Genomic DNA, 14,464 nt, shown 5'->3' on the forward strand with positions numbered 1-14,464 from the left:
TATAGCTATTCGTAGCTTCGATTTAAAACTTGCTCATACGTCCAACGCCTCGAAGTTAGCAGCCTTTAGCTGCGCTTCCCAGTCCTCTAAAGTCTCATATCAAAGAGTTCGAACAGAGCCCCGATCTGTCCGCCATTGGCCGGCGGGTGCGCGGCGCGCCTCCATGCCGGGCGATGCGGCGGCTTTGTGGAGGGCGCGGACGTATGTTGCAAACCACGGCGAAAACAGAGTTCACACCCGTGCAACAACGGCAAGCTCTCCTGCTTCCGGGGTCCAGGGGTCGCCGGTCATGACATCAAGGATGTCCTCGACGACCAGCCCGGCGTCGCGCACTTCGCGCGAGATCATTTCGGGATCGAAATACTGCATCCAGTTGAAAATCTCGAACCGACGCTCCGGCGCAACGATCAGATACCGGTCCAGGGCGATCTTATCCCGATCATAGAGGAAGGTGGTCTGGAAAACGAAGTGGTCGTCCGGTGACCAAAAGTCACCCATGGGACGGCGGCAGTAGGTCATGGCCTCGCACCGCGTGTCGAATTGCCGCGTGGTCGAGACATCGAAAACAAACGCCCCGCCGGGGCTCAGCATCGCCTTGATCCGCCCCAGAAGGGCGCGCCGTTTCTCGGGCGGGAGCGTGCAGAAATCACACCAGATCAGGCTGACGACATCCTGTCCGCCGGGCAGATCGTCGATCAGATAGTCCGCGTGTCTGTATTCGATATCCAGATTATGGGCGGCGGCTTCGGACCGCGCATAGTCGAGGGAACCGGCCGAGAAATCGACGCCGGTCACCCTGGCGCCTCTCGCCGCCATGCGTCTGGCATAGAGGCCCGGCCCGCAGCCCAGATCGCAGACATTCCTGCCCGACAGGCCGATCTTGCGGTCAAACCATTCCACGATGCGGTCGATGGTCCGACCCTTCCGCGAGGCCAGATCCGTGCTGTCGTCCAGATGCACTTTCAGCATTTGCCGTGCGATCCAGGGATCGGTCCAGAGCATATCGGTTGTGTAGCGGGAAAACGGCCGCGGTTTCCTGTTGAAGTCCATCAGATCCGAATACACTGCGGATTGTCTCCTCTCGATAGGGTGCAGCCCGGCAGGAGCGCTTGGCCGACCGTCCCCTTGCGGAACCGGGTTCAGGCGACTGCCCGCGACGGGCCCGAAACGGCGGTACATGGCACTGTGTCGTCACCCTATCGTAGCGCCACGGCGAAAGAACAGTAGGCGGTTTCGTGGGTTTTTGCGCTCACGGCGGATTGCCGCGCAATCGCCTCCGCGAGGGCGGCCTGACCGGGGTTGACTTTGCGCTCACGGCGGATTGCCGCGCAATCGCCTCCGCGAGGGCGGCCTGACCGGCCGGGGCGCCGTCGCGCCCTGGCGGAGACTATTTTGGAAGAACTCGTCTGGGGCCGGTCTTTGCGCTCACGCAGGATCGCACATGCGATCCGCTCCGCGAGGGCGGCCTGGCCGGCCGGGGCGCCGTCGCGCCCTGGCGGAGACTATTTTGGAAGAACTCGTCTGGGGCCGGTCTTTGCGCTCACGCAGGATCGCACATGCGATCCGCTCCGCGAGGGCGGCCTGGCCGGCCGGGGCGCGGTCGCGCCCTGGGGGAGACTATTTTGGAATATCTCGTCTGGGGCCGGTCTTTGCGCTCACGCAGGATCGCCCGTGCGATCCGCTCCGCGAGGGCGGCCTGACCGGCCGGGGCGCGGGCGCGTCCTGGGGGAGGTGTCGAGCGAACCCTCTCACGCGCCGACGGTTTTATCGCACGCCGGGTCAGGCCGGTGCCGGCACCGACGGGGCGCATTTTGCCGGCATGCGGGCGCTGAAATCCCCACAAGGGGTCCGAGGCATCCGCGAACGGACAGCTAGAGCAGCGTTTTCTCCAAAGGCGCGCCCAATCTGCGCCTGGCGCCCCACCCGAGGGCAAGGGCAAGAGCCGACAGGAAGGCAACCGGCACGGCGAGATCGCGGGCCTTGTCGCCCACAGGGGTTTCCGTGAAGGTGAAGGGGTCCATCGCATCATAGGCCGCCAGTGACAGACGCCGTTTGGCGACGACCGCCGGGCCGATCCGCTCCGACAGGTCGGCCAGCGCGGCACGCGCTTCGGCCTGATAGGCGCGGTAGCGGTCCACATCACCGCCCGCAAAGGATAAAAGCGCCCTGTTCGCGATCACCGCCGGCGAGAGATATTGCAGCAGATCGACCGTCTCCCGGCGTTGCCGGCGGCTGTCCTCGAAAGCGTGCAGGATCGGCGCCGTGCGTACGGCCGCCTCGCGATTGGCGAGCCATGTGCCGGCATAGTAGAAAGGCACGTCGTCATCGCTGACGGTCATCTCCGGATGGTCGGCGAGAAACCCTTTGGTCAGCTCGGCGGTCGCTTTCCCCGCCTCGGACTTCGCGTCACGCATTGCGGACAGCGCGGCGAGTTTTGACGGCGGCGGATAAAGCGCCTCGCCGACCGCCCCGCCAATGGCGGGGGTGAGAAAGACAAAGCCCGCCCACAGGGCAAACAGCGTCGCCGCGACCGTTTCGCCGCGACGACAGTAAGCCACCGCAAACGCGATGAGCGCGAACCAGAAGGCGCCGTAGACCCAGGCCGCGCCAATCCAGCCCGCCAGATTGGCAAGCCGCGACGCGGAAAGTCCCGCAGGCCCCGGCGCGGCCAGGCCGGCGGCCAGCGCAACCAGTGTGAAAACGCCCCAGATCAGACCGTTACGGACTATCAGCCGGCTCCATATCAGCGGTTCCACGGCACCGGCCTGCGCCGCGATCAATCGCGCCCGCATGCTTTCGCGTTCCGTGGACCAGATGTCGAATGACGCGGCGATCATCAGCAAGGGCAATAAAAGCACCGCCATCATCGACAGGTCGAAACGCCCGATACTGAGCAGTGTGGGGTTGGCGAATTCATATTCATTGAAGAGATCGGCCGGATTGACCCAGGCGGAAAGCTCCGTCTGCGCCGGCAGCAAATCGCTCGCCCCGATGGCAAAGTCGCCGAGCGGCGCGGGCGGCGCCACCGCCGGCTTGCGGATATTCATCGGCCTTGCGGCATAGGCGGGCGCGGGCGCGTCCGGCGCGCTTTCAATCCTGACCAGTTCGTCGCGCCAGGCGTCGAGGGCGTCACCGCGGGCCTGAACGTAATCGGCCTGGGCCCGCGTTATGCGCGCGACCTGCGACTTGCCGCTGTAAGCCGCGTAAGCACCCAGGATGAACAGCGACGCGACAAGCGCGATGCCCGGCGCGGCGAACAGAAAGGTTCTGCGTTCCAGAAGGAAAATGATCGATTTCATGATTGAATTACTCGCTTTTGCGCGCGCGCGACCGCCCAACGGACAAAGACGATACTGCCCAGGAGATAGGCAAGCAGGACCAGTGCGCTGGACCGGTAGCGTCCGGCAACCGCTTTGAACGACACGGCCCCATGATCGAAATCCTCGATCCGGCGCCACAGTTTTTCGTCGGCCGTATAGGCGGCGCCGGCCGCATCCGCGCCATTGATCATGAAATCGCGATTGAGCTGGCCGATCATCTCGCGGCGATGCGCTTCGGCGTCATCGATGAAGGCCTGCTGATGCAGACGGTCGACGCCGGCAAGCCCGCCCGACAGACGTTTTACGGCCATCACCGGTGAGATGAGCGACGCCGCGCCCAAAATACGCTCCTGGGCATCATGAACCGCGCCAAGCCGGCCATAAACCTCCGCGAACAGATCATGGGCGTACTCCTCCGCCCTCTGGAGGCGATAGCCGATGAAGTTGATCGGCAGGTCTTCCATCCGCTCAACGCCATATTCAGCCATGGCCTCGGACGGCAGCGCCGCCATCGCCTCCGCATCGGCGCCGAGCCCGCGCGCGGCTTTTTGCAGCGACGCGGCGAGCGCGCCGGCGTCCGGTTCGGGATGGGCGCTCACGGCAATGTCGCCGGCAAGGCGCGGCGTAAAGACAAAGCTGACCGCCCAGATGGAGACAAGCGCGATCAGCGCGCCGCGCCGGTCCCGACAGAGCGCGGAGACGCCGATCGCGGTGGCGCCGACCGCGAACAGAAACACCCCGTAGGTGAGCGTCAGGCCCGCGATCCGCAGCGCGTTATCCTCAAGGGTCACGGCCCCGCCGGCCCGCGCGGCGACAAGCAACGCCCCCGCCAATACCGGCGCGATCACGACGCCAAGGCCGAGCGCCGCGCCGGCAAGCTTGCCGGCGGCAAGGACGCGCGGGCCGACGCCAAGCGCGGCGGTCTGGCGCAGGGTGCCGCTTTCGCGTTCCCCGGCGATGGCGCCGAACAGGACGAGAAAAATGAATAGCGGCGTCATCGTCCGCAGAATCCAGGCCGGCGACAGCGACGCGATCCAGCCCGTATCTCCCCGTTCTTCGGCGCGGCGGAAAACGGCCGGATTCTGATAATGCGCCTCCATCCAGAGGGCCATGCCGGCATAATCCGAAACCCCCGGGTCGAAGGCCGCCAGCGTCGGCGTCGGCCGGAAGGCATAGCGCGCGAAATGGGCGGCGCCGTGGGGGTTCTTTACGCCCTGCCCGTCCCAGATGGCGCGGTCGGCGGCCACGGCGCTCGCGCGTTCGCGTTCAAACGCGGCCACGCGTTGAACGGACAGAATGACGGACATGACGATCAGCCCGGTCAGCGCCGCCGCTACCGCAAGAAAGACCCCGCTGCGCCAATGGATTTTCAGTTCCTTGTGAACAATCGCGGATAGCATTGCCGCCTCCCCTAGCCCACATGCATGACGGCGCCGGCGCCGTCATGCATGTGGGAGAGATAGATCCGCTCGATTTCGCGCGCATCCAGCGTGTCGGCTTCAAGCCGGTCGACAAGGCGGCCGCCTTTCATGATGCCGATCCTGGTGCCGATTTCCTTGGCGCGGAATACATCATGGGTGGCCATCAAAATCGCGCACCCCTTGTCGCGCAGCCGTCGCAGCGATGCGCACAAACCGTTCGCCGCGGACGGGTCGAGACCGGAGAGCGGCTCATCCAGCAGCAACACCGGCGCTTTCTTGGCGAGCGCAACGCCGATGCCCACCTTCTGGCGCATGCCCTTGGAATAGGTTCCCGCCTTGCGCCGGGCGGCGGCGCGTTCGAGCCCGGCGGCCTCCAGCGCGTCCAGAAGCGCGGCCCCGGTCGCCTTCACCCCGGCAAGGCGGAGGAAGTAATCAAGGTTCTCAAGGCCGGAAAGCTGCGGATACAGCGCAACCTGTTCGGGGATATAGCCGAGCCTGGCCCTGGCGCCCGCCGGGTCCCGGTGCACGGCCACACCGTCGACCAGCGCCTCGCCCGCGCTTGGCTCCAGAAAGCCGAGGAACAAATTGATCGTCGTGGTCTTTCCGGCGCCGTTGGCGCCCAGCAGGCACAGGATTTCTCCCTCCCGGACGCCAAGGTTCAGGCCGTCCAGCGCGGTCACCGCGCCAAACGATTTCGACAGATTTCTCGCTTCGAGCATGGTCTCCCGTTTCCTTTCCCGGTGGTGCCGCGCCGGCTTTAGAAGTTGCATAACAGGGACAGGCGATATTCACGTCCCGGCAGGTTGACGCCAAACAGCGGCGATTCTTCCGCGAGCCGCACATCCGTGACATTGTCCACGCCGGCGACAATGCGAAGGTTATCGCGAAGCGGATAGGCCGCTTCCGCGAAGACGAAAACATAGTCGGGCAGGGTTTGCGCCGGGCCGAAAGCCTGGGCCCGTTGAACGCCCGTATACTGGGCGCGCAGCCGGATCTTCAGATCGTTCTGGCCGGTCCAGCTCAAAGCGCCGTAGGCGCTATGGCGGGCGCGGTTTTGCAGTTCCTCCCCCGTCGTCGTATCCTCGGTGTCAAGATGGGTATAATTGGCCTCGATGAAGAAACCGGCCGGCAATTCGGCTTTGAATGACGCCTCGACGCCGACAATCTCGGCGAGATCAACATTGTTGAATTGCAGCGTCCGACCAAAAAACACGTCGCAATCGCCGGCGATACATACGGTATCGACCAGATTCCTGAGCTCGTTCCTGAAAACGCCGGCGGAAACAGACCAGGTATCGGTTTGATAGCTGATGCTCGCCTCATAGGTTTTTGAAAGTTCGGGCTGTAGATTTTCATTGCCGATCACCCTGATGGCGCCGCCGGCGATGAAGACCTCGAAGTCCGGGGACAGGTCGCGCAGGCTGGGCGCTTTGAAGCCTTCGCCGTAGCCGCCCTTTATCACCAGCCCGTCAAGCGGTTCGTACACGATGTAACCGCGCGGACTGGTCTCCCAGCCGAAGAAACTGTGATGGTCCGCCCGAAAGCCGCCGACCAGCGACAGTCGCTCCGTCAGTTCGATCTCGTTCTGGATGAAGACAGCGCGATGCCGCGCCCGAAGATCGCCGTCCTCGGCGACAAGCTCGTCTTCAAGCAGCTCATCGCGGACCTGCCCGCCGATCGTGATGTGATGCATCTCGCCAATGCTGAAATTGGCATAGCCGTCGATAACGGTGTCAATCACCTGCTGGTCGCGGGTGCCCGGCATGCCGTCGCGCTGATTGACGCGCAGTGCATCGTTGCGATAGAGGTTGAGCTGCGTGCCGCCCCAGTTCCAGTCGCCTGTATGGCTTAAAACCATCTGCTGCATGGTGATGTCGTCGTCACCGCGAAAGATGGAATCCCCCTGCTGGAAATTGCGCCAGCGACGGTCATCATTGACCGCGTAGATAAGATCGATCCGCTGATTGTCCGTTGGCGTGAACACAAGATTGACACGCCCGGTCGCCGCTTCGCGGGCCTCGACGTTGGAGACCGCGTCATCCAGATCGCCCGCAAGCTCGGCGCGATTGAAATAGTCGCCAAAAACGGAAACGCCCAGTTTGCCGTCGATCAGCGGCGCGGACACATAGAGATTGGCGTTCACTTCCTCGCCCCCTATGGAATTGTGGGGGGTGCTGGCATTGAGACTGATCGAGCCCGTCAGCGCCTCGGCCGGCTTTTTCGTGATGACATTCACCACGCCGCCAAGCGCGTCGGACCCATAGAGCGAGGAAAGCGGGCCACGCACGACCTCGATCTGCTCGATCGCCGCCGGCGGCAGCCAGTTCAATTCAAAGTCACTGTGCGCAATGATCGCATTCGTCGATGCGATACGCCGCCCGTCGACCAGGAACAGCGTATGCTCGACATCCATCCCGCGCAGGCTGATGCCGTTACGCGATTGACCGACGCCGGAAACCTGCACGCCCTCTTCGCCCTGCAAGGCCTGGGCAAGATCGATCGCGGCCCGCAATATCAGTTCCTCCTTATCGACGACGGACACACTCGCCGGCGCGGTTTGCAGATCGGTTTTCCGGGTCGTTGCGGTCACGACAATCTCTTCAACGGCCGGCCCCTCTTCACCGGCCGCCATTTCGGTCGCGAAGGCAGGACCGCAAAGCGGCAAAACGGCGACACCGGACAGAAGTTTTACATACTCTTTCATACACATGGCCTTCATTTTTTCCAGTCAGTCGGAAAGTGCGTTTGAACGTGAACGATCCGGCGGCGCGCGCCCTTCGCGAAGCCAGGCAATATCAGGCGACAGGGACGCCGCCGGGTGCCCGGGCGCGTCAAAATGGCCCCGACACGCCTGACGGTTCCCCACCGCGACCATCCTTCCACGGCCGTCACCCTGGAGTTGCGCATATACGCTTCCGGCCGCCCGGCATGCCGGCGCGGTGCCCGCGAAAAACGCTCGTTGTCCCATATCGTGCACTGCTGTCCCCGGACCACGCGTCAAACCAGGTTCGCCTAATAGCGCATTGTTACGTTATAACAAAATTAATCTTCAAAATAATGCGGCTCCCCGCCCGTGGAGCCGTTATCCGCGCTACCACGAGGGTGGGCTGACAGGGCGGGGCGCGGTCGCGCCGTGGTGGTGTGCCGCGAATCGGGAACGCCCATCACGGGCGCTGCTTTACGCTCACGCAAGGGCCGTTATCCCGGCCCGCTCCGCGAGGGCGCCCTGACCGGGCGAGGCGCGGTCGCGCGCTGGGAAGGGTGGGGCTGAGGGGTCTCGGCTTGGTGTGTGGGTCCTGGGGTACGGTGTTTGGGGGCGCTGTCACGATGTCATTCATGGTTACTTTTAGGTAACTACTATTATTATGGTAACCTTGTTGCTATATATGCCCCGCTGTGGAGCCATCCCCGTCACCGAAAGGACCGTCATGGAAAGCGAGACCATGTTTCTTCTGGAAGTCGTTTCCGATACGATTTGCCCCTGGTGCTATGTGGGCAAACGGCGGCTGGAGGCCGCGCTCGCCGCCATTGGCGAAGACATCGCCTTCAAGGTGCTCTGGCGCCCCTTCGAGCTGAACCCCGACATGCCGCGGGAGGGGGTCGACCGGAAAACCTACCGGTCGGCCAAGTTCGGCAGCTGGGATAAGTCGCTCGAGCTTGATGCTCAAGTGAAAGCGGCGGGCGCGTCCGACGGGCTCGACTTCCATCACGAGCGTATGGAGAAAACCCCGAACACACTGGCCAGTCATGTTCTGATCAATCTGGCGGGTGAAAGCGATGTCCAGGGCGACGTTGTCGAAGCCCTGTTTCGTGCCTATTTCGTCGATGGCGAGGATATCGGCGACCCGACAGTGCTGGCGGCTATCGGCGCCAGGGCCGGCCTTGACCCGATCGAGACCGCACAGGCTCTGGCCGACCAGAAGCGACGCGCCGCCGTCAGGACCGAGGCCCGCGCTTTCAGCCGGTCGGGCATCACCGGCGTGCCGACGGTCCTGCTCAATCGCTTTTCCCTTTTCTCGGGCGCTCAAAGGGCGGAGGTGATCGCGCGCGCCTTGCGCACAGCCACAGCCCATGCAAACGTCATCGCTTCGGGAAGGACATTGGCGCATGCCTAGGCCCGTTCCCGAGCATTTGGCGGTGGCGGTTGCCGGCGGGTCGATCGGCGGGCTGTGCGCGGGCAATGCGCTCCTGCGCGCGGGCTTCGACGTCCACGTCTTCGAGCGATCCGCGCACAGACTGCCGAGTCGCGGCGCCGGCATCGTTGTTCAGCCGGAACTCTTGGACCTTATCGCCGCGGTGGACGCTGAGCCCCTGGCGACGACGGGTTGCTCGATCCGCCGCACCGTTGTGGCCGCGACGGGGCAGGTGGAAACCACGCGCATGCCACAGCGCTTCACCTCCTGGGAGGCAATTCATGCGTCGCTGCGATCGGGCTTCCCGGACGATCGCCATCATTCCGGCTGTGAACTGACCCTTGAGGCACAATCGGCCGACGGGGTGAGCATCGGTGTCGGCGGCGAGCGGATCGACGCTGATCTCCTGATCGCCGCCGACGGTATCCGCTCCCGATTTCGCGAGCGCCTGGCCCCGGACACGATGACGCGCTACGCCGGTTATGTCGCCTGGCGCGGCGTCGTGGATGAGGCCGCGCTTGAGCCTGAGCTTGTCGACCACTTCGATGACACGTTCAGTTTCTGTCAAACGACGGGCGGCGGGCATGCGCTCTGCTACTTCATTCCGGGATCCGGCCTGGCGACCGGGCGCGGCGGACGACGTCTGAACTGGGTTTGGTACATCCATGTCGATGCGGGCCCGGTGCTGGACACGCTGATGACGGACCGATCCGGCCGGCGGCGGGATGCATCGGTCCCGCAGGGCGAGATCAGCGACGAGGCACGGGACTTCCTGTTTGCGCGAACCGGCACGCTGAGCGAACCATTTGCCAGGCTCGTTCAGGCAACCCCGGACCCCTTCATTCAGTCGATCATCGACGTGGTGCCGCCGGCAATGGCCTTCGGCCGTGTCGGCCTTATCGGGGACGCCGCGTTCGTCGTGCGCCCCCACACCGCCGCGGCAGCGGCAAAGGCGGCGGCTGACTCGATGGCGCTCGCACAAGCGCTTCGGGGCGCCGATGACGATTTCAGTCGTGGGCTGGCGGTTTGGGAGAGGCGGCAAATGGCCGTTGGCCGTCAACTGGTCGATTACGGCGTGATGCTCGGCGAACGCTCGCAAAGGCGGTGAGTGTGCCCTCAAGCGAACCGGTGGATTAAGGAGACACGGCATATGACGGGCGATCATGTTTCCCGTGAGCTTGGCGGCAACGCGATCAGGGTCTTCGGCCGCGCCGGGTCGACCGAAGGGTATGATGTCCGGGATTTCCTGACGCGCACCGTCGTCGCGTTCGAGTGGATCGACCTGACCTGCGAAGAGGACTGCCGGGCCGCGCTCGGGCTTGCCGATTTCGCGGCCTTGCGCTTTCCGATCGTTCAGTTTCCGGGCGGCGAGCGCTTGTTCGGTCCCCGTGTGCGCGAGATTGCCGACCGGCTCGGCTGGGTCACGACACCCCGGTACAAGGAATATGACCTGTCAATCTATGGCGCGGGGCCGGCCGGACTGTCGGCGGCGGTCTATGCGGCTTCCGAGGGCCTGCGCACGGCTCTGATCGAGCGTCACGCGGTTGGTGGACAGGCGGGCACCAGCTCGCTGATCGAGAATTATATGGGCTTCCCGCAGGGCATCAGCGGCGCCGCGTTGGCCGAACGCGCGCGCCAACAGGCGGTGAAATTCGGTGCCGAGCTGATCATGATGAGCGAAGGCGTCAAAGCGGAGTTCCGAGACAACCGGATCCACGTCCGCATGGCGGACGGGTCCCGGATGGTCGCGAAATCCAATATCTGCGCGACCGGCGTGGAGTATCGCCGGCTCGGCGTCGAAAACGAGGATCGCTTTCTCGGCGCGGGTCTCTTCTACGGCGCCGGTGCGGCGGAGGCGCCTTACTGTCTGAACGAAGACGTTTATGTGGTCGGCGGGGGCAACTCAGCCGGTCAAGCCGTCATGCATTTCGCCGACCACGCGAGGAAAGTGACCATGCTGGTGCGCGGCGCCTCGCTGGCGGATTCACTGTCATCCTATCTGATTGACCGCATCCGGGGGCGCTCCAATGTCGACGTGCTCCACGATGTCGAGGTCAGCGCTCTTGCCGGCGAGGATACGCTGGAACAGATCGGTTTGCGATCGCTTACCACACACACGCAAGAGATGGTGCCGACACGGCGGCTCTTCGTGTGCATCGGGGGTGTTCCAAACACCGACTGGGCGAAGGACACGGCTATCATCCGCGACCGGTCGGGCTATCTGGTGACGGGTCCGGACCTGCTCGATCAGGGGCGCCCTCCCGCCTGCTGGCCGCTGGATCGTCAGCCCTATTTTCTTGAAACCAGCGTGCCCGGATCCTTCGCCGTTGGCGACGTACGCCATGGCTCGATCAAGCGTGTCGCATCCGCTGTCGGGGAAGGCGCCATGGCGGTGTCCTTCGTCCATCGCCATCTCGAAGAAACGCACACCCCGGCTTGACCGAGGGCATGGGGTGCAATCTCCCGGTTGCCTCATGGCTGGCAGACGTCCTAGTCTTTGGCCCGTGAGCAAGACACCACCGATTTATGACCAGCGCTATCCGGCGCGCCAACTCCTCGATGTCATCGCGGGCAAATGGACGCCGATTATCCTTTACTGCCTTTCAGGCGGCACAAGGCGGTTCTCTGAACTCCAGCATCAGATCCCCGACATCTCGAAGAAGATGCTGATCCAGGTCCTGCGCCGCCTGGAGAGCGATGGCATTGTCGCACGCACGGTGTATCCCGTCGTTCCTCCGAAGACGGAATACCGCCTCACACCCCTCGGGCGCCGCATTCACGAGCCGGTCGCGATGCTTTGCCAGTGGGCGGTGGAGAACGAAAAGGACCTGAAAACCGTCATGCGAAAACGCGGTGTGACGGCACAAGACTGAAGGTTTCCGGTGCCTCAAGCCTGCTCTGGCAGCCGCCGGGGCGGTGTTTGCGCTCACGCCAGGGCCGTTAGCACGGCCCGCTCCGCGAGGGCGCCCTGACCGGGCGGGGCGTGGTCGCGCCCTGGGGAGACTGGATTTGGGGTATCTCGGACTGGGGTCGTTCTTCTGCGCTCACGCAGGATCGCGCATGCGATCCGCTCCGCGAGGGCGCCCTGACCGGGCGGGCCGCAGTCGCGGCCTGGGGAGACTCTTTTGGGATGTCTCGCCTGGGTTCGTTATCTGCGCTTACGCAGAATCGCGCATGCGATCCGCTCCGCGAGGGCGCCCTGACCGGCCGGGGCGCGGTCGCGGCCTGGGGGCAGACTGTTTTAGGATATTTCGGCACGGGACCTGCTTTGTGCTCACACGGATGGCGCGGGCGGCCCCCAGGGTTGCGGCGAAGCCACCGAGCGTTTGTTGAGGCAGAGCAGCAACCGCGTCCGGCCGGACCCCGCAACGGGCGGTGAGCGGTGCACGATGCCGCTGCCCGGTCCGGCGCAACTGCCCTTGAAAATCGCCACATCGTGGGCCCGCAGATGCTCAAGCGGCCCTGTGTATGCTTTTTGCTCGGACAAGGCGCGCTCAGCGTGCAGCGGATGCACCCACTCGGTGGCGGCACCGCGATAGGTCGTCAGCAGCCTTGCTTCGACACAGTCGCGGTGAAATTTCCAGCAAGCGTCATTGTCGACACGCTCCAGACGCACGTCGACCAGATCGCTCCCGGTGATCCGGGAGAAGGCGAGGACAAGGTTTTCCACATCCGCGATCAACGCGTCCCGCATGTCTCCGCGCGGCAGGCCGCATTCGTCCAGATGCGGCGCCACCGCCTGCCGGACGCTGCCGGGCCAGACAAGAACCCGCAGATCGGGCAGACAGGACGCATCCAGATTTTCGAGCCAGGCCCGGAAGCCCGAGGGCAGCGCCCGCCGCCAGATCACAAGCTCCGTCGCCGGCGCGGTGATGGCGGCAAGGCCGTCCGCCCCGTCGCAAATATCGATGCCCGGAGCAAGCGGACCAGGAGCGGGCGGAGCGGCACCACGGGCCTGACCGTCCTTCAATGCCGACAGCGCGGTCATGCCGGTTGCGCCCGTTTCCAGACCGGAAAGGGGTCTTTCAACGTTGCCCAGACATCGGTCCGCATCTCCATGGCCTCATCATCGCCGACAAGGCAGGCGTCGAGCCGGCGACGGATCGCGGTCTCGTCCATGTCGGTGCCGATGAAGACGATTTCCTGGCGGCGGTCGCCATAGACCGGATCCCAGGCGTCGGCGATGTGACGGCGCCAGTCCGGATGGTCCGGCCAACGCTCCTTCGGGACGCTGGACCACCAGATCCCCATGGCCTCATGGCGCACCAGGGCACCGGCCTGGCTGACCTCGCCGACCCAGTCCGGGCGGGTGGCGAGCCAGAAATGCCCCTTGGCGCGAATGACCCCCGGCCAGGAGGAATTGAGAAAGGCATGAAATTTTTCGGGATGAAAGGGGCGGCGGGTCCGATAGACGAAGCTGCGCACGCCGTATTCCTCGGTCTCGGGCGTATGCTCGGCGAAGCCGTAAAGCTCCTTGAACCACAAGGGGTGTTCCTGGGCCTTTTCGTGGTCGAACCGGCCGGTATCGAGGACCTTGTCCAGCGGTACACGCGACATGGTGGTCTCGATCAGCTCCGCGTCGGGATTGAGCGAGCGGATGATCTTGCGGGCGGCATCGCGCTGTTGCGGCGAGGCGGCGTCGATCTTGTTCAGGATGATGACATCGGCGAACTCGATCTGCTCGACAAGCAGGGTGACGAGCGAGCGGTCGTCCTCCTCGCCGAGGGCCTCGCCGCGATCCTTGAGGAAATCGGTCGAGGCGTAATCGTTCAGAAGGTTCGCGGCATCGACCACGGTCACCATCGTGTCGAGGCGCGAGACATCCTCAAGGCTTTCGCCGTCTTCGGTGCGGAAATTGAAGGTGGCGGCCACGGGCAGCGGCTCGGAAATGCCGGTGGATTCGATCAGCAGATAATCGAAGCGGCCGTCTTCGGCGAGACGCCGCACTTCCTTCAACAGGTCATCGCGCAGTGTGCAGCAAATGCAGCCATTGGTCATTTCAACCAGCGTCTCTTCCGTGCGGCTCAGATCGGCGCCGCCCTCCCGGATGAGATCGGCGTCGATGTTCACCTCGCTCATATCATTGACGATGACGGCGACGCGCTTGCCCTCCCGGTTGTTGAGGATGTGGTTCATCAAGGTGGTCTTGCCGGCCCCAAGAAAGCCTGAGAGCACAGTGACCGGAAGGGAATTGGCGAGTGACATGAAGCGGAAACCCTTGTTGCATACTGATGTACGGGGTGGACATAGGACGGAGATGAGGCGGCGTATGTCTATGATTTGATATATTATAACATAACTGATCCGGCGTGCAACAGGGCGGCCTGGGAAGCGGGGTTTGAGAGGTCTTTCCTGTGTCCAATCTTTACGCTCACGACGGATTGCCGCGCAATCGCCTCCGCGAGGGCGGCCTGGCCGGGGTTGGGTTTGCGCTCACGGCAGATTGCCATGCAATCGCCTCCGCGAGGGCGGCCTGACCGGCCGGGGCGTGGTCACGCCCTGGGGGAGATGGGGTGGAGAGGTCTTTCTTGGATCCGAATCTTTACGCTCACGGCGGATTGCCGCGCAATCGCCTCCGCGAGGGCGGCCT

11 protein-coding genes are annotated in these 14,464 nt (G+C 64.1%); 4 read left to right on the plus strand and 7 right to left on the minus strand.

Annotation, left to right across the window (positions count from 1 at the left end; translation table 11 throughout):
- Nucleotides 1–231: 231 nt before the first annotated feature.
- The 5 genes from BXY39_RS16145 to BXY39_RS16165 all read right to left on the minus strand — a co-directional run bounded on the left by BXY39_RS16145 (nt 232) and on the right by BXY39_RS16165 (nt 7,445).
- Nucleotides 232–1,065, minus strand: a complete 834-nt coding sequence (locus BXY39_RS16145) for a class I SAM-dependent methyltransferase (protein WP_170163893.1) — start codon at nt 1,063–1,065, stop codon at nt 232–234.
- Between the two features lie 806 nt (nt 1,066–1,871).
- Nucleotides 1,872–3,299 carry a DUF3526 domain-containing protein gene (locus BXY39_RS16150; protein ID WP_121939907.1) on the minus strand — a complete coding sequence of 476 codons (1,428 nt, stop codon included), beginning with the start codon at nt 3,297–3,299 and terminating at the stop codon, nt 1,872–1,874.
- Nucleotides 3,296–4,720, minus strand: coding sequence for a DUF3526 domain-containing protein (locus tag BXY39_RS16155; RefSeq protein ID WP_121939908.1), 1,425 nt, complete (start codon nt 4,718–4,720; stop codon nt 3,296–3,298). Before BXY39_RS16155 ends, BXY39_RS16150 begins: the two co-directional genes overlap by 4 nt.
- 11 nt (nt 4,721–4,731) lie before the next feature.
- Nucleotides 4,732–5,460: an ABC transporter ATP-binding protein gene (locus tag BXY39_RS16160; RefSeq protein WP_121939909.1), complete on the minus strand. Its 729-nt coding sequence runs from the start codon at nt 5,458–5,460 to the stop codon at nt 4,732–4,734.
- Between the two features lie 38 nt (nt 5,461–5,498).
- Nucleotides 5,499–7,445 carry a TonB-dependent receptor domain-containing protein gene (locus BXY39_RS16165; protein ID WP_170163894.1) on the minus strand — a complete coding sequence of 649 codons (1,947 nt, stop codon included), beginning with the start codon at nt 7,443–7,445 and terminating at the stop codon, nt 5,499–5,501.
- Nucleotides 7,446–8,169: 724 nt separating this feature from the next.
- Here BXY39_RS16165 and BXY39_RS16170 point away from each other — a divergent pair.
- From BXY39_RS16170 to BXY39_RS19805, 4 genes are all read left to right on the plus strand, one after another.
- Nucleotides 8,170–8,856, plus strand: a complete 687-nt coding sequence (locus BXY39_RS16170; RefSeq protein WP_211332295.1) for a DsbA family oxidoreductase — start codon at nt 8,170–8,172, stop codon at nt 8,854–8,856.
- Nucleotides 8,849–9,982, plus strand: coding sequence for an FAD binding domain-containing protein (locus tag BXY39_RS16175; RefSeq protein ID WP_170163895.1), 1,134 nt, complete (start codon nt 8,849–8,851; stop codon nt 9,980–9,982). The genes BXY39_RS16170 and BXY39_RS16175 overlap by 8 nt, the downstream gene beginning before the upstream one ends.
- A gap of 42 nt (nt 9,983–10,024) precedes the next feature.
- Nucleotides 10,025–11,314, plus strand: a complete 1,290-nt coding sequence (locus BXY39_RS16180) for an NAD(P)/FAD-dependent oxidoreductase (protein ID WP_121939913.1) — start codon at nt 10,025–10,027, stop codon at nt 11,312–11,314.
- A 64-nt stretch (nt 11,315–11,378) separates the two neighbouring features.
- On the plus strand, nt 11,379–11,747 hold the full coding sequence (locus BXY39_RS19805) for a winged helix-turn-helix transcriptional regulator (RefSeq protein WP_281270024.1): 369 nt from the start codon (nt 11,379–11,381) through the stop codon (nt 11,745–11,747).
- Nucleotides 11,748–12,148: 401 nt separating this feature from the next.
- On the opposite strand, the gene BXY39_RS16190 is transcribed toward BXY39_RS19805, so the two are convergent.
- Both BXY39_RS16190 and zigA read right to left on the minus strand, forming a co-directional pair.
- The gene (locus BXY39_RS16190; protein WP_121939915.1) at nt 12,149–12,862 is read right to left on the minus strand and encodes a DUF1826 domain-containing protein; all 714 of its coding nucleotides are present in this window, start codon (nt 12,860–12,862) and stop codon (nt 12,149–12,151) included.
- Nucleotides 12,859–14,079, minus strand: coding sequence for a zinc metallochaperone GTPase ZigA (gene zigA, locus BXY39_RS16195; RefSeq protein ID WP_121939916.1), 1,221 nt, complete (start codon nt 14,077–14,079; stop codon nt 12,859–12,861). The genes BXY39_RS16190 and zigA overlap by 4 nt, the downstream gene beginning before the upstream one ends.
- Nucleotides 14,080–14,464: the final 385 nt, after the last annotated feature.

The organism is Eilatimonas milleporae, from assembly GCF_003688555.1.
Lineage (GTDB): Bacteria > Pseudomonadota > Alphaproteobacteria > Sphingomonadales > Kordiimonadaceae > Eilatimonas > Eilatimonas milleporae.